16 protein-coding genes are annotated in these 16,318 nt (G+C 63.6%); 10 read left to right on the top strand and 6 right to left on the bottom strand.

Features of this window, described 5'->3' with window-relative positions; genetic code table 11:
- Positions 1-15 precede the first annotated feature (15 nt).
- Together CSQ95_RS06730 and tal are read left to right on the top strand one after the other, a co-directional pair.
- Complete coding sequence (locus CSQ95_RS06730) at positions 16-870, top strand: SIS domain-containing protein (protein WP_034750862.1); 855 nt, start codon at positions 16-18, stop codon at positions 868-870.
- A gap of 130 nt (positions 871-1,000) precedes the next feature.
- Positions 1,001-1,936, top strand: coding sequence for a transaldolase (gene tal / locus CSQ95_RS06725; protein ID WP_070312027.1), 936 nt, complete (start codon positions 1,001-1,003; stop codon positions 1,934-1,936).
- A gap of 155 nt (positions 1,937-2,091) precedes the next feature.
- Here the strand turns inward: tal and CSQ95_RS06720 are convergent, their stop codons facing one another.
- On the bottom strand, positions 2,092-2,943 hold the full coding sequence (locus tag CSQ95_RS06720; RefSeq protein ID WP_099408930.1) for a hypothetical protein: 852 nt from the start codon (positions 2,941-2,943) through the stop codon (positions 2,092-2,094).
- Between the two features lie 205 nt (positions 2,944-3,148).
- Here CSQ95_RS06720 and CSQ95_RS06715 point away from each other — a divergent pair, with 205 nt between their 5' ends.
- The 3 genes from CSQ95_RS06715 to CSQ95_RS06705 all read left to right on the top strand — a co-directional run bounded on the left by CSQ95_RS06715 (position 3,149) and on the right by CSQ95_RS06705 (position 7,420).
- Positions 3,149-4,222, top strand: coding sequence for a patatin-like phospholipase family protein (locus CSQ95_RS06715; RefSeq protein ID WP_099408929.1), 1,074 nt, complete (start codon positions 3,149-3,151; stop codon positions 4,220-4,222).
- 122 nt (positions 4,223-4,344) lie between these two features.
- Positions 4,345-6,078, top strand: a complete 1,734-nt coding sequence (locus tag CSQ95_RS06710) for a methyl-accepting chemotaxis protein (protein WP_099408928.1) — start codon at positions 4,345-4,347, stop codon at positions 6,076-6,078.
- Positions 6,079-6,244: 166 nt separating this feature from the next.
- Positions 6,245-7,420 carry a tetratricopeptide repeat protein gene (locus CSQ95_RS06705; protein ID WP_099408927.1) on the top strand — a complete coding sequence of 392 codons (1,176 nt, stop codon included), beginning with the start codon at positions 6,245-6,247 and terminating at the stop codon, positions 7,418-7,420.
- Here CSQ95_RS06705 and hemW read toward each other — a convergent pair.
- The 3 genes from hemW to rph all read right to left on the bottom strand — a co-directional run bounded on the left by hemW (position 7,417) and on the right by rph (position 10,140).
- Complete coding sequence (gene hemW, locus CSQ95_RS06700; protein ID WP_099408926.1) at positions 7,417-8,691, bottom strand: radical SAM family heme chaperone HemW; 1,275 nt, start codon at positions 8,689-8,691, stop codon at positions 7,417-7,419. The genes CSQ95_RS06705 and hemW overlap by 4 nt on opposite strands.
- Positions 8,688-9,272 (bottom strand): RdgB/HAM1 family non-canonical purine NTP pyrophosphatase, encoded by a 585-nt coding sequence (gene rdgB / locus CSQ95_RS06695; protein ID WP_070289143.1) that lies wholly within the window; start codon positions 9,270-9,272, stop codon positions 8,688-8,690. Before rdgB ends, hemW begins: the two co-directional genes overlap by 4 nt.
- 139 nt (positions 9,273-9,411) lie before the next feature.
- Positions 9,412-10,140, bottom strand: coding sequence for a ribonuclease PH (gene rph, locus CSQ95_RS06690; RefSeq protein WP_046685905.1), 729 nt, complete (start codon positions 10,138-10,140; stop codon positions 9,412-9,414).
- 302 nt (positions 10,141-10,442) lie between these two features.
- On the opposite strand from rph, the gene CSQ95_RS06685 reads away from it, so the two are divergent.
- Complete coding sequence (locus tag CSQ95_RS06685; protein WP_070289142.1) at positions 10,443-11,333, top strand: YicC/YloC family endoribonuclease; 891 nt, start codon at positions 10,443-10,445, stop codon at positions 11,331-11,333.
- A gap of 3 nt (positions 11,334-11,336) precedes the next feature.
- Positions 11,337-11,663 carry a hypothetical protein gene (locus CSQ95_RS06680; RefSeq protein ID WP_070222386.1) on the top strand — a complete coding sequence of 109 codons (327 nt, stop codon included), beginning with the start codon at positions 11,337-11,339 and terminating at the stop codon, positions 11,661-11,663.
- Between the two features lie 15 nt (positions 11,664-11,678).
- Here CSQ95_RS06680 and CSQ95_RS06675 read toward each other — a convergent pair whose 3' ends face one another.
- Positions 11,679-12,089, bottom strand: coding sequence for a DoxX family protein (locus CSQ95_RS06675; RefSeq protein WP_071650226.1), 411 nt, complete (start codon positions 12,087-12,089; stop codon positions 11,679-11,681).
- A 186-nt stretch (positions 12,090-12,275) separates the two neighbouring features.
- Here CSQ95_RS06675 and gmk point away from each other — a divergent pair, with 186 nt between their 5' ends.
- The 3 genes from gmk (at position 12,276) to CSQ95_RS06660 (ending at position 15,541) form a co-directional block, all read left to right on the top strand.
- Positions 12,276-12,914: a guanylate kinase gene (gene gmk, locus CSQ95_RS06670; RefSeq protein WP_099408925.1), complete on the top strand. Its 639-nt coding sequence runs from the start codon at positions 12,276-12,278 to the stop codon at positions 12,912-12,914.
- A 58-nt stretch (positions 12,915-12,972) separates the two neighbouring features.
- Complete coding sequence (rpoZ, locus tag CSQ95_RS06665; RefSeq protein ID WP_010400723.1) at positions 12,973-13,176, top strand: DNA-directed RNA polymerase subunit omega; 204 nt, start codon at positions 12,973-12,975, stop codon at positions 13,174-13,176.
- An 82-nt stretch (positions 13,177-13,258) separates the two neighbouring features.
- Positions 13,259-15,541 (top strand): bifunctional (p)ppGpp synthetase/guanosine-3',5'-bis(diphosphate) 3'-pyrophosphohydrolase, encoded by a 2,283-nt coding sequence (locus tag CSQ95_RS06660; protein ID WP_099408924.1) that lies wholly within the window; start codon positions 13,259-13,261, stop codon positions 15,539-15,541.
- Between the two features lie 100 nt (positions 15,542-15,641).
- Here CSQ95_RS06660 and CSQ95_RS06655 read toward each other — a convergent pair whose 3' ends face one another.
- Positions 15,642-16,286: a transposase gene (locus tag CSQ95_RS06655; RefSeq protein WP_099408923.1), complete on the bottom strand. Its 645-nt coding sequence runs from the start codon at positions 16,284-16,286 to the stop codon at positions 15,642-15,644.
- Between the last annotated feature and the right edge of the window lie 32 nt (positions 16,287-16,318).

Raw genomic sequence — 16,318 nt, 5'->3', positions numbered from 1 at the left:
CAGAAGACTACCCTGATGCTGCTTGACTCCATCCGCACCCAGCTCGATTCGCTCTCCAAGTCGGAGAAAAAAGTCGCGCTGGCCGTGCTAGACCAGCCCAACCAGACGGTCAGCCAGAACATCACGGCGCTGGCGAAAAGCGCGCAGGTGTCGGAACCGACCGTGGTGCGCTTTTGCCGCACGCTGGGTTACGACGGCTGGCATGAATTCAAGCTGAAACTGGCGCAGGGCCTGGCGCTGGCCATGCCGGGCGCGAACGAGCAGCCGGCGCAGGACGATCTGGCCGCCGACCTGGTGAATAAAATCTGCAGCCGCTCGATCAATACCCTGCTCGACCTGCGCAACAACCTGAATCCGGAAGCGATCCAGCGCGCGCTCGACATCCTGTCGCGCGCCAGCAAGATCGAATTCTATGGCCAGGGCACGTCGGGTATCGTGGCGGCCGACGCGCAGCACAAGTTCTTCCGCTCGGGCGTGCCGACGGTGGCCTACAGCGACCCGAACATCCACAGCATCGCGGCGGCCCTGCTGCGCGGCGGCGACTGCCTGGTGGCCATCTCGCAGCGCGGCAACAGCCCCGCCCTGGTGCGCTCCGTGAAACTGGCGCGCCGCGGCGGCGCCGACGTCGTCGTGCTGGCCCCATCGGGCACGCCGCTGGCCGACCTGGCCACCGTGCTGATCCCGATCGACCTGGTCTTCAACACCGACCCCTACACGCCCATTTCGGCGCGCCTGGCCTACCTGGTCGTGATCGACGTGCTGGCCGTGGGCCTGGCCCTGCAACGGGGACCGGAATTCCGCAAGAAGATGCAGAATGCGCAAAAGGCGCTGCAGGAATTCGACATGCAGTTTGATTCGTTTATCGGCTAAAAAGCGGCAATCCAGGGCCAGACCCGCCGGGTACGACCCCGGCACTTTAGCCCTTGGGTTAAAAGCGCCGCCACCGTCCCGCATTCGGTACAATACCCTGGCAAGCCCATTCACTCTTTCCTGTGCAGCCATGAACCAACTCGAACAACTGAAGCAATTTACTACCGTGGTGGCCGACACCGGCGACTTCCAATCGATCCAGGCCTACACGCCGCGCGATGCGACGACGAATCCGTCGCTGATCCTGAAGGCCGTGCAGAAGGATGAATACAAGCCGCTGCTGGAAAAGGCCGTGCGCGACCATCCGAACGCCTCGACCACCGAGATCATCGACCGCCTGCTGATCGCCTTTGGCGTGGAAATCCTGCAAACCATCCCCGGACGCGTCTCCACCGAGGTCGATGCGCGCCTGTCGTTCGACACGCAGGGCACGGTGGCCAAGGGCCGCGACCTGATCGCCCTGTATTCGAACGCGGGCATTGCACGCGAGCGCGTGCTGATCAAGATCGCCTCCACCTGGGAAGGCATCCGCGCCGCCGCCATCCTGGAAAAGGAAGGCATCCGCTGCAACATGACCCTGCTGTTCTCGCTGGCCCAGGCGATTGCCTGCGCCGAAGCGGGCGCCCAGCTCATTTCCCCGTTCGTCGGCCGCATCTACGACTGGTACAAGAAATCGACGGGCATCGACTACATGGGCGCGGAAGACCCGGGCGTGCAATCGGTGCGCCGCATCTACAATTACTACCGCAAGTTCGGCTACAAGACCGAGGTGATGGGCGCGAGCTTCCGCAACACATCGCAAATCCTCGAACTGGCCGGCTGCGACCTGCTCACCATCAGCCCCGACCTGCTGCAAAAGCTGGCCGACAGCGATGCGCCGGTGGAGCGCAAGCTGAGCGCCGAAGCGGCGCCATCGACCAATATCGTGCAAATGTCGCTGAACGAAGAAGCCTTCCGCTTCATGATGAATGAGGACGCGATGGCGACGGAAAAACTGGCCGAAGGCATCCGCGCCTTCTGCGTCGATTCCGGCAAGCTGAAACAGATGATCGCGGCGCTGCGGTAAGCGCATCATTACGACGGGCGAAAAAAAAGCGGCGCCGTGCATTGCACGGACGCCGCTTTTTTTATTCTAGTCGTCCTCGTTGGCCTCAGGGCGACTGACGGCACCATTGCGAGCGGCCGCAAATCACGACGCGCAGCAGGTGCCGTCAGGCGTCATCAGGAGCAGCGGAAGGTGGCCACGCCCTGGTAGTTGGCGCCATTCGCCAGCTGCGCCTTGTAGGCGGCGATCAGCAGATAGCGGCCAGCGCCGCCGTCGCCCAGCATCAGCTGCGCGCCCGTGCCATTCGACAGGTAGCCGCCGGTGATGCTGCTCGACGCGGCCGACGCCATGGTCGTCGAAGCCGATACCTTGCCCGCGCTGCCGCCGGCGCTGGCGTCGATGGCCAGCACGACCTTGGCGCCGGAGGCATCGAAGGACATGCTGGCAGTGCCGCTGGCCGTGCCGAAGTTGGCGGTCGACGAGACGCTGCTGCCGCCCGTATAGCTAGGCGCCGTGAACGTGCCCGCATCGCAGGTGAACGTGCCGGTCGCTGGCAGCGCGGCGAGCACGTTATAGGCGACGTAATGCCCACTGGCATTGTTGCCGCTCAACGTAGTGGCGCCCGTACTATTGCTGAACGCGCCCTTGAACCAGCGTCCCTGCGCAAAGGCCGCGTCGCCGCTGATTTCGCGCGTCACGGCCGGGTTGCCGGTGAAGACGATGCCGCTGATCGTGCTCAGGGCGCCGGAGGCATCCTGTACCAGCGGGCTGGCCTTGCCACTGCTCTGCAAGCCGATCGACGTAAAGATGTAGCGGCTGTTGTCGCCATTGGCGAAACGGGCGCTGACGGCCCCCGTGTTTTCGCCGGTGGCCGTTGGCACGACGGGAACGACGGGCGCCACCGGATCGGCAGGCTTGGCCGTATTCACGACAGCCGTCGTGTCGGATGGGGAAGACGAACCGCCGCCACCGCAAGCGGCGAGCGAAGCGGCGATCAGGGTCAGAACAAAAGCGTGATTCAGTTGCATATGATTCCAATAAAAAAAAGCAAGGCATAAGGAATCCTTGGCACATGCCAAAAATTCAACATCCAATATTATGCAACATTTCTCAATAGAATGGTTGCATTAAAGAAATTTATTAATACTAACAATGTGACTATACCGAGCGCGTCTGTGCCGTGTCGCCGCGCTGGCGGTAAAATACCTGGCTACAGGCCGCCAGCGACTACTCATGCAATCACCGATCACCATCCGCCTGGGCCGCCGCGCCCGGGCGCGCATCGCCGAAAACGGGGTGCGCGCCAGCGACATCGCCATCGTCCCCGCCGCCGCGGGCGGGCCGAAAGGCTTGATCCTGCACCAGCTCGATTGCTGGCTGTTCGGCGACTTCCTGCCGCAGGCGCCGCGCCCGCGCCAGTTCGTCGGCGCCTCGATCGGCGCCTGGCGCATGGCCGCCGCCGTGTTCCCCGACCCGGTGGCCGCGCAGCGGCGCCTGGTGCGCGAATACGTGGGCCAGCGCTATCCCGACAAACCCGATGCGGCGCACGTCAGCCGCACGTGCCGCGCCCTGCTCGACGCCGTCCTCGATGGCCAGGATGCGCAACTGCTGCGGCACGAGCGCCATAGCCTGTCGGTGCTGGCCGTGCGCGGCATCGGCGCGCTGGCGCAGCCTGGCAAATGGCGCGACCGGCGCGGCTTCCTGCTGGCGGCCGCCGGCAACGCCGTGGCGCGCGCGCGGCTGGCCGCCTCGCTCGAACGCACCGTGTTCCATGCCGGACCGGACGGCGCCAGCTGGCTGCGCTCGCGCTTCGACGCCTTTCATTCGCATTTCGTGCCGCTGGCGCAGAACAACCTGCGCGACGCGCTGCTCGCTTCCGGCTCCATCCCGCTGGTGCTCGACGCGGTCACGGACATCGCCGGCGCGCCGCCAGGGCGCTACTGGGACGGCGGCCTGATCGACTATCATTTGCACCTGCCCTACCAGCGCGAACCGGACCTGGTGCTGTACCCGCATTTTGCCGACCATATCGTGCCGGGCTGGCTGGACAAGACCATGCCCTGGCGCCGCGCGCGCCGCGGCGATGGCGCACTCGACAACATGATCCTCGTCTCGCCCTCGCCCGCCTTCGTGGCCAGCCTGCCCAACGGCAAATTGCCGGACCGGCGCGACTTCCCCCATTACGGCCAGGACCACGCGGCGCGCATGCGCGACTGGCGCCGCGCCATCGCGGAAAGCGAGCGCATGGCGGCCGCCTTCGCCCGCTGGGCCGAGCAGCCGGACTTGCGCCAGGCGGGCGAGCTGTAGCACGGGCGTGGCTGCAACAGGCGCAAAGACAAGCGCGCTTTTCCCTCGCCTCTTGGTCACTTATCAGTGCATACTATGTCGCACAGGCAACCTTTAATCCCTCTGCGACAGGAGCTCCAACCATGCACGCCCTCTCCCACCTCCGTATCGGCACGCGCCTGGCTGCAGGCTTCGCGCTGGTGCTGCTGCTGTCCGTGATCTCCACCTCGTACGCGCTGTACAGCGCCAGCGTGAATGCCGAAGCGACGCGGCAAATGATGGAAAAGCCGCTGGCCAAGGAACGCCTCGTATCGGACTGGTACGTGCTGATTTACTCGGCCATCGCGCGCACTTCGATGATCGCCAGGAGCACGGATGAAACCCTGTCGAACGTGTTTGCCGACACCATCGCCGACAGCACCAAGCAGGGCGGCGAGCTGCTGAAGCAAATCGAAACCCTGCTCGTCAGCGACGAGGAAAAGGCCATTTTCAAGGCGTCCATTGCCGAGCGCGTCGAGTACCAGGACGCCAAGACCCTGGTGATGAATGCGCGCAAGGGCGGCAATGCGGCGCAGGCGGAAAGCGTCTACCGCGACAGCTTCGCGCCGGCCGCCGCCAAGTACCAGAACAACGTCAAGGCCCTGCTGTCGCAGCAGCGCCAGGCCATCGACGCCACGGCGCACGCGATCGAGGCGGCCAACGGGCGCAGCTTCACCCTGCTGCTGACCTTGTGCGCGCTGGTGGTGGCGCTGGGCAGCGTCTGCGCCTGGCTGATCACGCGTTCGATCACGCAGCCGTTGAAGGCCGCCGTGAAGGTGGCCGAAACGGTGGCCGACGGCGACTTGCGCACGCATTTCGGCACGCCTGCCAGCGATGAAATCGGCGACCTGATGCGCGCGCTGCACGGCATGAACGAGGCGCTGCGCAAGGTGGTGTCGGAAGTACAGACGGGCACCAACGCGATCGCCACGGCGTCGGGCGAAATCGCCGCCGGCAACCAGGACTTGTCGGCGCGCACGGAGCAGCAGGCCAGTTCGCTGGAAGAGACGGCGTCGTCGATGGAAGAATTGACCAGCACCGTCAAGCAGAATGCGGACAATGCGCGCCAGGCCAACCAGATGGCGGTGGCCGCCTCCGGCGTGGCCGAACGGGGCGGCAGTATCGTCAGCCAGGTGGTCGACACCATGGGCGCCATCGATACGGCCTCGACGAAAATCGTCGACATCATCGGCGTCATCGACGGCATCGCCTTCCAGACGAATATCCTGGCCCTGAACGCGGCCGTCGAAGCGGCGCGCGCCGGCGAGCAGGGGCGCGGCTTTGCCGTCGTCGCCACGGAAGTGCGCAGCCTGGCGCAGCGCTCGGCCGCCGCGGCGCGCGAAATCAAGACCCTGATCGGCGACTCGGTGGAGCAAGTCAACAACGGCACGCGGCTGGTGCAGCAGGCCGGCAGCACCATGGGCGAAGTGGTCGACAGCGTGCGCAGGGTCACCGACATCATGGCCGAGATCACTGCCGCCAGCGCCGAGCAAAGCATGGGCATCGACCAGGTCAACCAGGCCATCGCGCAGATGGACCAGGTGACGCAGCAAAATGCGGCGCTGGTGGAGGAAGCGGCGGCGGCGGCCGAAAGCATGCAGGACCAGGCGGCGCGCCTGGCGCAGGTGGCGGCCGGCTTCCAGCTCGAGCACGTGGCCACGGCGGCGCCGGTGCGCGCCGCGCGGCCGGCCAGGGCCGCCATTGCCACCACGCAAAAACTCGCGCCACGCCCGCCCCAGGCCAGGGCCGGCAAACCGGCGGCACCCAAGGCGGCCAGCGCTGCGGCGCGCAAAACGCCATCGCACATCGCCGGCGAGCAGGACTGGGAGGAATTTTAAGCCCGCGGTTTTAAGTCCGGCGTTAAACCCGCTTTCAAGCACCGTGCAGGCGGCGGCAAGGCGCTTGAAACCATTTGACAGCGGCGCCAGGCGCGCCGATACTGGTTTCAGGTGGGACTGGCGCGCCACCGCGACATGAGACAGCCGGCGCCTCCAGGGAGAGACCATGCGCCCCTATCTTGTTTTCGCCGCTTGCTTCAAGCGCCTGGGCGCCGCCCTGCTCTGCGGCGCTTTGGCGGCCTGCAGCGTAGCACCGCCAGCCAGCCTGCCCCCCATCTTCAACGACAGCGATTTCGCGCCGGCCGCCGCCATTGACGCCAGCCAGGTCTTTGCCATCGACGAGACCATGCGCCAGTATGTGCGCACGCAAGTGCGGCGCGAAGCGCGCAACAAGAATGACCGCGCGGCCCTGTATGACGCCCTGTACGACAAGAGCAGGCTGAAACTCGAGTACGATGCGGCCATGACCCGCAATGCGCGCGAAACGTTCGCCGCGCGTCAGGGCAACTGCCTGTCGCTGGTGATCATGACGGCGGCGCTGGCACATGAAATGGGCTTGCAGGTGCGCTACCAGGAGGTGCTCGGCGAAGAAAGCTGGAGCCGCAGCGGCGACATGTATTTTGTCGCCGGCCACGTCAACCTGGTACTGGGCCAGCGGCTGGACGACAAATCCGGCAGGTACGATGCCAAGGGCATGATGGTGATCGATTTCCTGCCGTCCGCGGAGATAGGCGGCTACCGCACGCGAGAACTCGACGAAGCGACCGTGCTCGCCATGTACATGAACAACCGCGCCGCCGAAACCATGAGCGAGGGCCAGCTGAATCAGGCGTACTGGTGGGCCCGGGCAGCGCTGCTGCAAGACCCCTCGTTCAGCGGCGCCTACAACACCCTGGGCGTGATCCAGTTCCGCCATGGCGACCTGGCACAAGCGCGGCGCACTTTCGCCCATGCGCTGACGCGCACGCCGGACAACACGGTGCTGCTGTCGAACCTGGCGCAGGTGCTGGAAGCGTCCGGCCTGCCCGAAGAAGCGCTGCCGCTGCGCCGGCGCCTGCTGGCGCTGCAGCCGCAGCCGCCTTTCCACTACTTCAACCTGGGCAAGGCGGCCATGCAGCAAAACGATTACGTGCGGGCGATACAGCTGTTTTCACGTGAAATCGCGCGCGACCCGTACTACCACGAATTTCACTTCTGGCTGGCGCAAGCCTATGCGCGCCTGGGCCAGATGGAGCAGGCCGGCAAGCAGCTGGAACTGGCGATGAACAACAGCACCACGCGCAGCGACCATACTCTGTATGCGGCCAAGCTGCAGCGCCTGCGCGCCGTCACCACGCATTAATCCTCCAGGAACATCTGCTGCAGGTCATTCAGGAAGCACAATCCCCGTTCCGTCGGACGGATGACCTGGTGGTCGCGGTACAGCAAGGCTTTCGCTTCGGCCGCATTGAGCGGCTGCTCGATGGCGTTGAGGGCCAGGCCCGTACGCTCGGCGAACAGGTTCGGCGCAAAGCCCTGCGTCAGGCGCAGGGTATTCAACATGAATTCGAAGCCCATTTCCTCGCGCGCCAGTTCGCGCTCTTCCTGCACCGGATTACCGGCCAGTACCGCGTCCATGTAGGCGCGCGGCTGCTTGTAGCGGGCCTGGCGCAGCACGCGGTGCGGGAACGAAATCTTCGAGTGCGCGCCCGCGCCGATGCCGAGATAGTCGCCAAATTCCCAGTAATTGCGGTTGTGACGTGCCTGGCGGCCCGGCTGCGCATAGGCCGACACTTCATAGCGGCCATAGCCGGCCTGTGCGGCGCGCGCGGCCACCATATCGGCGATATCGGCGCTCTCGTCGTCGTCCGGCAGCGCGGGCGGATACTTGGCGAACAGGGTGTTCGGTTCCAGCGTCAGGTGGTACAGCGACAGGTGCGGCGGCGCGAACGACAGCGCCGTTTCCAGGTCCTGCCGCGCTTCGTCCAGCGTCTGCGTGGGCAGCGCGTACATCAGGTCGAGGTTGAAATTGTCGAAGTTGGCGTGCGCGATCTCCACCGCGCGGCGCGCCTCGCTGTCGTCATGGATGCGCCCCAGCGCCTGCAGATGGCGGCCATTGAAGCTCTGGATGCCGACCGACAGCCGGTTGATGCCGCTGGCCCGGTAAGACTTGAATTTTTCCGCTTCAAAGGTGCCCGGATTGGCTTCCATGGTGATTTCGCAATCGGGCTCCAATGGCAGCAGGGTGCGCACGTCCGACATCAGCCGGTCCAGGCCCGCCGCCGACATCAGGCTGGGCGTGCCGCCGCCGATGAAGATGGTGTGGATCTTGCGGCCCCAGATCAGCGGCAGCGCCATCTCCAGGTCCAGCCGCAGCGCGGCCAGGTATTCGGCTTCCGGCAAGTCGCCGCGCACCTCGTGCGAATTGAAGTCGCAATACGGGCATTTTTTCACGCACCACGGAAAGTGAATGTACAGCGACAGCGGCGGCAGGGCCGTCAGGTTCAGCGCGCCCGGCTGCAGGTACTTCAGGGCCGCCCCGGCCGCGCCGGAAATGCCTTCCTGCGGCACGGGCCTGGCTGCCGACTTGGCGGCCGATTGGGCAACGGCGCCCACCAGTTTGATCGGGATCATCGCAGCTTTTCCACCAGCGCGCGCAGGGCCTGGCCGCGGTGCGACAGCGCGTTCTTTGCATCGGACGTCAGTTCGGCCGCGCACTTGCCCAGCGCGGGAATGAAGAAATGCGGATCGTAGCCGAAGCCGCCGTTGCCGCGTGGCGTGGCGATCATCTCGCCGTTCCAGCGGCCGTCGGCGATCACCGGCTGCGGGTCGTCCGCATGGCGCACATACACCAGCACGCAGTAGTAATACGCGGACTTGTCGGCATGCGCCTCAAGGTCGGCGATCAGCCTGGCGCTGTTGGCCGCATCCGATTTCGGCTCGCCCGCATAGCGGGCCGAATACACGCCGGGCGCGCCGCCGAGCGCATTGACGCACACGCCCGAATCGTCGGCCAGCGCCGGCAAGCCCGTCAGGCGAGATGCGTGGCGCGCCTTTTGCAGGGCGTTTTCAACGAAGGTGTGGAACGGTTCGTCGCTTTCCGGCACATCGTATTCGCCCTGGGCGTGGACGGAAAAACCGATGGTCGAGAGCAGCTCGTTGAATTCCTTGAGCTTGCCGGCGTTGTTGGAGGCGAGGATGAGGCGTTGGGTCATGTCAGTAGTCCGGTTGAAGTGCCGACATTGTAAACCTTTTGCGCTCCCCTCACCCTGGCCCGCCGCTGCCGAAAAAAAACGGCAGGTGCGGGCTTTTTGCCCGGCGCAGCGGGCGAAGACATGTAAATTTATGTAAAAATTACATGCCGAGAGCTTGCTTTTGCAGGGCGATCAGGTCGGCGATGCCGCCCTGCGCCAGGTCCAGCAGGCGGTTCATGCCGGCGCGGTCAAAAGCGGCGCCTTCGGCCGTGCCCTGCACTTCGATGAAGTGGCCCGCTTCCGTCATCACCACATTCATGTCCGTGTCGCAGCCCGAGTCTTCCACGTAGTCGAGGTCCAGCACCGGCATGCCCTGGTAGACGCCCACCGAGATGGCTGCGACGAAGCTTTTCACGGGGATGGCGGCGATCGCGCCGCGCGCCTGCAGCTGGGAAAACGCGTCATACGCGGCCACCATGGCACCCGTGATCGAGGCCGTGCGCGTGCCGCCGTCGGCCTGGATCACGTCGCAATCGAGGTGCAGGGTGCGTTCGCCGAACGCCTGCAAATCGAAGGCGGCGCGCAGCGAGCGGCCGATCAGGCGCTGGATTTCCTGCGTGCGGCCCGACTGCTTGCCGCGCGCCGCTTCGCGGTCCATGCGCGTGTGCGTCGAGCGCGGCAGCATGCCGTACTCGGCCGTCAACCAGCCCTGGCCCTTGCCCTTCAGAAAGCCCGGCACCTTGTCTTCGATGCTGGCGGTACAGATGACCTTGGTGTCGCCGCACTCGATCAGCACCGACCCTTCGGCATGTTTGGTGTACTGGCGGGTGATGCGGATGGCGCGCAGCGCATCGACGGCGCGGCCGCTCGGGCGGGATTCGAATGTCATGGGGATGTCCTGTGTGATTGGGGTTGCGGCAGCGATTCTACCACCGCGCGCCCACCCATTTGCAGCCATGCAACAGCGCAGGGCGCAATGGCGGGCCGCGCACACATGATCCCTACAATCCTGCCCCGCCAAACACAATTTTCTTTACAATGCCGTAAAACGCACACTATTCAGCAATTTTCAGGCCATCGGGCACTTCGGTCCTGTTTCGCGGCGCGGGCAGTATTGCCTGCGCTGGCTGATTAAGTGTATAAGTGACTGTATACAAGATCAAATCGGGGAATCCTTTGAGCATTTCAAGCATGACAGGCTACGCGGTTGCCACCAGCGAAGGTGCTGCAGGCACACTGACAATTGAAATCAAGAGCGTCAACTCACGCTTTCTCGACCTGCAATTCCGGATCAACGACGATCTGCGGGCCCTGGAACCTGACTTGCGCGCCGCCGTCATGTCCGCCATCACGCGCGGCAAAGTCGAGGTACGCCTGAGCTTTGGCCGCAAGGCTGCGACCGCCGGCACGCAGGCGCTGAACGTGCCCCTGCTGACCGAACTGGCGCGCCTGCAAAACGAAGTGGGCCAGCATTTTGTCTCCGCCCCCGTCATGACGGTGGCAGAACTGCTGCGCTGGCCTGGCGTCATCGAAGAAGCGCAAGTGGGACAGGAGTCCCTGCAGGCGGATGTGGGCGCGCTGACCCGCCGCACCGTGGCCGCCTTCGTCGACAGCCGCAAGCGCGAAGGCGCGGCGCTCGAAGCGGTGCTGGTGTCGCGCATCGAAGCGATGGAAGCCATCGTCAAGCGCATCACGCCCTTGATTCCGCAAGTGGTGGCGGCCTTCCAGCAAAAAGCCATCGAGCGCATGCAGGATGCGCTGGGCCTGGCCAGCCAGGGCTCGAATTCGGCCCTGTCGCGCCAGGACGCCATGGAACGCATCCGCCAGGAAGTGATCCTGTACGGCATCCGCATCGATGTGTCCGAAGAACTGGCGCGCCTGTCGGCCCACCTGGGCGAAACGCGCCACATCCTCACCAAGGGCGGGCAAGTGGGCAAGCGCCTCGACTTCATGATGCAGGAACTCAACCGCGAAGCCAATACGCTGGGCGCCAAGGCGTCCGTCAAGGAGCTGGCCGACGCCTCGATGGACTTGAAGCTGCTGATCGAGCAGATGCGCGAACAGGTGCAGAACCTGGAATAAACCATGACCGCACCACGCATCCTGACGCTCGCCAGCGTCACCCTGGCGCTGCTGGCGGCAGGCGCGCAAGCGCAACCTGCGCAGCAGCCGTCGCCGTATGCGGTTGAAGGCTGCGCCTCCGGGTGTTTCGCTCTCAAGGAACGCGGCGCCGCCATCTACACGGGCGCCGACGCCGCCTCCTACCGCATCTGCTCGCGCAGCAACCTGGGCGCGGAAGTCTCGGTCGACAGCGCCATCGTGCGCATCAGCAACCGCGACTGCACCGATGTGAATGGACGGGCCATCGTTCTCAATAGCGGCGAAATCGCCCTGGGCCGGCTGCCCCGCTGAAACAGGGCACGCAACTTACGCCAGGCGCGCTCCGGTGCGCGCCCTGTCGCTGGCGGCGATGACGACGCAGGCGACAAACAGCACGATGCTGTACTCCACGCCGCCGGCGCCATGCTCGCCCACGAACCAGCCCTTCGCCGCATGCACGATGACGATGCCGCCAAGGCAGATCACCATCAGACCGGCCGCCGCCCAGCGCATGTATTTGCCGGCGATGAGCAAACTGCCGCAAACGATCTCGACGATGGTAATCGCCCACACGACAGCCAGGCCATAGATAAATCCCTTGTCTTCCAGAAAACCGGCAAAGCGGGGAATGGTGCCGTTGGCGATGCGCGTGATGGCATGCGCCATGAACATCACGGCGATGGCCACGCGCAGCAACAGCATGGCCTGGGCAATACTGAGAAACGGGAAATTTTTCATGCGCACATCCTGTCGATAAAGAAAAAATATTCCAAATTAGATAACTATTTCTTCAGGATAACAAGCAAAATATGTGCAGGCGCATCGCAGGGCTGGCTCGTCGCCTTGCCTCTTGGTAAAATACCGAATTGGGCGGCGCCCATGCAAGCGCACACGCCGCCATCACACGCAAATGGAAAGATCCGCATGAGCCACCCTACCGCCTTCTCCGGCAGCCTGTTCGTGGTCGCCGCGCCATCGGGCGCCGGCAAATCGACACTGGTCAATGCATTGCTGGCGCAAGAGCCCGGCATCAAATTGTCGATCTCGACCACCACGCGCCCCCCGCGTCCGGGCGAGCAGCATGGCCGCGAGTACTATTTCACGACGGCGGAAGACTTTGTCGCGCGCGCCGACCAGGGCGAATTCCTGGAATGGGCGGAAGTGCACGGCAATTACTACGGCACCTCGCGCATCATGGTGGAACAGCAAATGGCCGCCGGCACGGATATCCTGCTGGAAATCGACTGGCAGGGCGCGCGCCAGGTGCGCAAGCAATTTCCCCGCGCGGCCGGCATTTTCATCCTGCCGCCATCGATCGATGCGCTGGAAGAACGCCTGAACAAGCGCGGCCAGGACGAGCCGCACGTGATCACGCGCCGCCTGCTGGCGGCCGGCGGCGAAATCGCACACGCTCCCGAGTTCGAGTATGTTATTATCAATGAAGAGTTTACGGTCGCTTTGTCCGAACTGAGCGCGATCGTGAGAGCGGCCCGTTGCCGGTTTGCGCAACAAGCGGCCCGCAACGCATCGCTATTCGCCCAGCTGGGCCTGCACGCAGAGTAAAAACGCTGCAACGGCACGCCAGTTCACACAGCACCACGCAAAAATTTTAGGAGTTACTATGGCCCGTATCACAATCGAAGATTGCCTGAAGCAGATCCCTAACCGTTTCCAGCTGACCCTGGCTGCGACCTATCGCGCACGTCAGTTGTTGCAAGGCCACACCCCAAAGGTCGAAGCCAAGGACAAGCCTACCGTCGTCGCACTGCGTGAAATCGCTGCCGGTAAAGTCGGTATCGAAATGCTGAAAAAGGTCCCGATGTAAGTGGGAACCCGCGTGCCGGAACAGTGCTGACCCCTGGTTCTACCGTATCCTTTATTCACACTGTGAAGCAACGCGACGTTTTATGAGTCTGACCCCAGCCGACACGACTTCCGCAGCACTGCCGCCCCTGGCCTCGCGCCAGGCGGCAAAATCGCAGGGCGCTTCCGCGCCCGGCGCCGGCACGTCCGGCAGCAACACCCCCGCAGTACCGCCAGCGCCCGCCCTCGGCGTGGCTTCCGTCAGCCACCTGGCCGACAAGCTGGCCGAATACCTGTCTCCCGCCGACCTGAAAAAAGTCAAGGAAGCTTACCGCTTCTCCGACGAAATGCACCTGGGCCAGATGCGCCGCTCGGGCGAGCCGTATATCTCGCATCCGATCGCCGTCGCCGAAATCTGCGCCGACTGGAAGCTCGACGCGCAAGCCATCATGGCCGCCCTGCTGCATGACGTCATGGAAGACCAGGACGTCAAGAAGGAAGAATTGATCGAGCGCTTCGGCGCTCCGGTAGCGCACCTGGTCGACGGCCTGTCGAAGCTGGAAAAGATCGAATTCCAGAGCCAGATCGAAGCGCAGGCGGAAAACTTCCGCAAGATGCTGCTGGCCATGGCGTCCGACGTGCGCGTGATCCTGATCAAACTGGCCGACCGCCTGCACAATATGCGCACCCTGGACTTCATGACGGCGGCGAAAAAACGCCGCATCGCCAGCGAGACCATGGAAGTGTACGTGCCGATCGCGCACCGCCTCGGCCTGAACAACATCTACCACGAGCTGCAGGACCTGTCGTTCTCGCACCTGTATCCGATGCGCTACCGCACCCTGGCGAAAGCCGTCAAGGCGGCGCGCGGCAACCGGCGCGAGGTGGTCAACAAGATCATGGAAGCGGTGAAAAGCACCCTGTCCATGGCCGAGCTCGAAGCCGACGTCACGGGCCGCGAAAAGACCCTGTACGACATCTATAAAAAGATGCGCAGCAAGCATTTGTCGTTCTCGCAAGTACTGGACGTGTACGGTTTCCGCGTGGTGGTGGGCAGCTTTGCCGACTGTTACGTAACCCTGGGCACCCTGCACAGCCTGTACAAGCCCATGCCGGGCAAGTTCAAGGATTACATCGCGATCCGCAAGCTGAACGGCTACCAGTCGCTGCACACGACCGTCATCGGCCCGTACGGCACGCCCGTGGAATTCCAGATCCGCACGCAGGAAATGCACCGCACGGCCGAATCGGGCGTGGCGGCGCACTGGCTGTACAAGAGCGGCGAATCGAACCCGTCCGACCTGCAGCAGCGCACCCATGCGTGGCTGCAATCGCTGCTCGACATCCAGCAGCAGACGGGCGACTCGGCCGAATTCCTCGAACACGTCAAGGTCGACCTGTTCCCCGATTCCGTCTACGTGTTTACGCCGAAATCGAAGATTATCGCCCTGCCGCGCGGCGCCACGGCCATCGACTTCGCCTACTCGATCCACACGGGCATCGGCGACCAGACCGTGGCCGTGAAAATCAACAACGAAACCTCGCCCCTGCGCACCGAGCTGCACAATGGCGACATCGTGGAAATCATCACCGATTCCTCGTCGCGCCCCAGCCCGACGTGGCTGTCGTTCGTGCGCACCGGCAAGGCCCGTTCGGCCATCCGCCACCACTTGCGCACGATCAACCTGCCCGAATCGATCGCCCTGGGCCAGCAACTGCTGTCACAGGCGCTGCACACCCTGAACATCGACGCCGACCTGCAAGCGCCATTGGTCGAACGCCTGCTCAACGAATCGAGCGCCAATTCCATGGACGAGCTGTACGCGGACATCGGCATCGGCAAGCGCATGGCCACCCTGGTGGCGCGCCACATCTTCGGCTTGATCGGCGGCGAAGCGGCCAGCATGCCCGTGGAACACAACAGCGGCAGCGAACTCGACCCCGTCACCATCTGCGGCAGCGAAGGCGTGTCCGTGCAACTGGCGCCATGCTGCCTGCCGATTCCCGGCGACCAGATCATCGGCCAGCTGCGCCGCGACCAGGGCTTGCTCGTGCACACGAGCGACTGCTCGCAAGCGAAACGCCAGCGCGCCAAGGAACCGGACCGCTGGATCGCCGTGCGCTGGGGAACCGAACTGAACCGCCGCTTCGACTGCCGCATCAAGGTCTTGATCAACAGCGAACGGGGCATCCTCGCCCGCGTGGCCGCCGAAATCGGCGAGTCCGACGCCAACATCATCTATGTCGGCATGGACGAAGACAAGGACAACGTGCTCGACCAGTTGCGCTTCACCGTGCAGGTCAAGGACCGGGTCCACCTGGCCGCCCTGCTGCGCAATGTGCGCAGAGTGGCCGGCGTCAACCGCATCCTGCGCGAGCGTAACTGATTCACGCGGCAACAAGCTGGGGTCAGACCCGCCGGGGGAATACGTCCCAATGGGACGTATTCCGATCGCGAAGCGACTGACCCCGGATCTCCGCTGCGGGCTACCGGTTCAGTTCCGCAACGCGTCGTAAAAACGCCTGATCACCCACCGCAAATTCAGCATTGACTGCTTCTCGCAGTTGTCCGATGCAGCGATCGCCTAATTCATCCTGAAATAACGATTGGTATGTCTTTTGCCGCTCAAGCACATCACATCCAAGTTGCATATATAAAGAATGCGGAGACAGCAGATCATCATGCACGCCCTGCGCATTGCTTCGATAACTGGACCAGCAATATTGACCAGGCAATGCCACGATACCGGCCCTGACAGGGTTAAGTTCGATATAGCGCTGGCAAATCAATAAATAACGCTCGCCCTGCACCAGGCAAGATTTGTAGCGGCCTTCCCACAAACTGCCGGTGCAGCCATAACGCCAGTTGAAATACTGCACATAACGCTGGTTCAGCATTTTCATCAGTGACGACAGGGACGTTGTGCTTTGCGTGGAAAGCAATAGATGCACATGATTATTCATCAGCACATACGCATGCAGATGGCATGGTGCAAGCGCCAAACAACTGTGCAGATAATCCAGATAACGCTGCTTGTCTTGCCCATCAATAAAGCAAGCTTGGCGATTCATGCCACGTTGCACCACATGTAAGGGAACGCCGGGCAAGACGAGCCGAAGGCGACGGGGCATGGCAACTCCTGATACCAACTGAAAGGTCAGTG

The organism is Janthinobacterium sp. BJB304 (genome assembly GCF_002735765.1).
GTDB lineage: Bacteria > Pseudomonadota > Gammaproteobacteria > Burkholderiales > Burkholderiaceae_D > Janthinobacterium.
The sequence above is the reverse complement of the archived record's forward strand: the minus strand, read 5'-3'. Positions and strand labels throughout refer to the sequence as shown.

What these genes read in the sequence shown, in the direction of transcription:
- CSQ95_RS06730 (WP_034750862.1), top strand. Translation starts at nt 16, where the DNA reads ATGCTGCTTGACTCCATCCGCACCCAGCTCGATTCGCTCTCCAAGTCG.
- tal (WP_070312027.1), top strand. Translation starts at nt 1,001, where the DNA reads ATGAACCAACTCGAACAACTGAAGCAATTTACTACCGTGGTGGCCGAC.
- CSQ95_RS06720 (WP_099408930.1), bottom strand. Translation starts at nt 2,943, where the DNA reads ATGCAACTGAATCACGCTTTTGTTCTGACCCTGATCGCCGCTTCGCTC.
- CSQ95_RS06715 (WP_099408929.1), top strand. Translation starts at nt 3,149, where the DNA reads ATGCAATCACCGATCACCATCCGCCTGGGCCGCCGCGCCCGGGCGCGC.
- CSQ95_RS06710 (WP_099408928.1), top strand. Translation starts at nt 4,345, where the DNA reads ATGCACGCCCTCTCCCACCTCCGTATCGGCACGCGCCTGGCTGCAGGC.
- CSQ95_RS06705 (WP_099408927.1), top strand. Translation starts at nt 6,245, where the DNA reads ATGCGCCCCTATCTTGTTTTCGCCGCTTGCTTCAAGCGCCTGGGCGCC.
- hemW (WP_099408926.1), bottom strand. Translation starts at nt 8,691, where the DNA reads ATGATCCCGATCAAACTGGTGGGCGCCGTTGCCCAATCGGCCGCCAAG.
- rdgB (WP_070289143.1), bottom strand. Translation starts at nt 9,272, where the DNA reads ATGACCCAACGCCTCATCCTCGCCTCCAACAACGCCGGCAAGCTCAAG.
- rph (WP_046685905.1), bottom strand. Translation starts at nt 10,140, where the DNA reads ATGACATTCGAATCCCGCCCGAGCGGCCGCGCCGTCGATGCGCTGCGC.
- CSQ95_RS06685 (WP_070289142.1), top strand. Translation starts at nt 10,443, where the DNA reads ATGACAGGCTACGCGGTTGCCACCAGCGAAGGTGCTGCAGGCACACTG.
- CSQ95_RS06680 (WP_070222386.1), top strand. Translation starts at nt 11,337, where the DNA reads ATGACCGCACCACGCATCCTGACGCTCGCCAGCGTCACCCTGGCGCTG.
- CSQ95_RS06675 (WP_071650226.1), bottom strand. Translation starts at nt 12,089, where the DNA reads ATGAAAAATTTCCCGTTTCTCAGTATTGCCCAGGCCATGCTGTTGCTG.
- gmk (WP_099408925.1), top strand. Translation starts at nt 12,276, where the DNA reads ATGAGCCACCCTACCGCCTTCTCCGGCAGCCTGTTCGTGGTCGCCGCG.
- rpoZ (WP_010400723.1), top strand. Translation starts at nt 12,973, where the DNA reads ATGGCCCGTATCACAATCGAAGATTGCCTGAAGCAGATCCCTAACCGT.
- CSQ95_RS06660 (WP_099408924.1), top strand. Translation starts at nt 13,259, where the DNA reads ATGAGTCTGACCCCAGCCGACACGACTTCCGCAGCACTGCCGCCCCTG.
- CSQ95_RS06655 (WP_099408923.1), bottom strand. Translation starts at nt 16,286, where the DNA reads ATGCCCCGTCGCCTTCGGCTCGTCTTGCCCGGCGTTCCCTTACATGTG.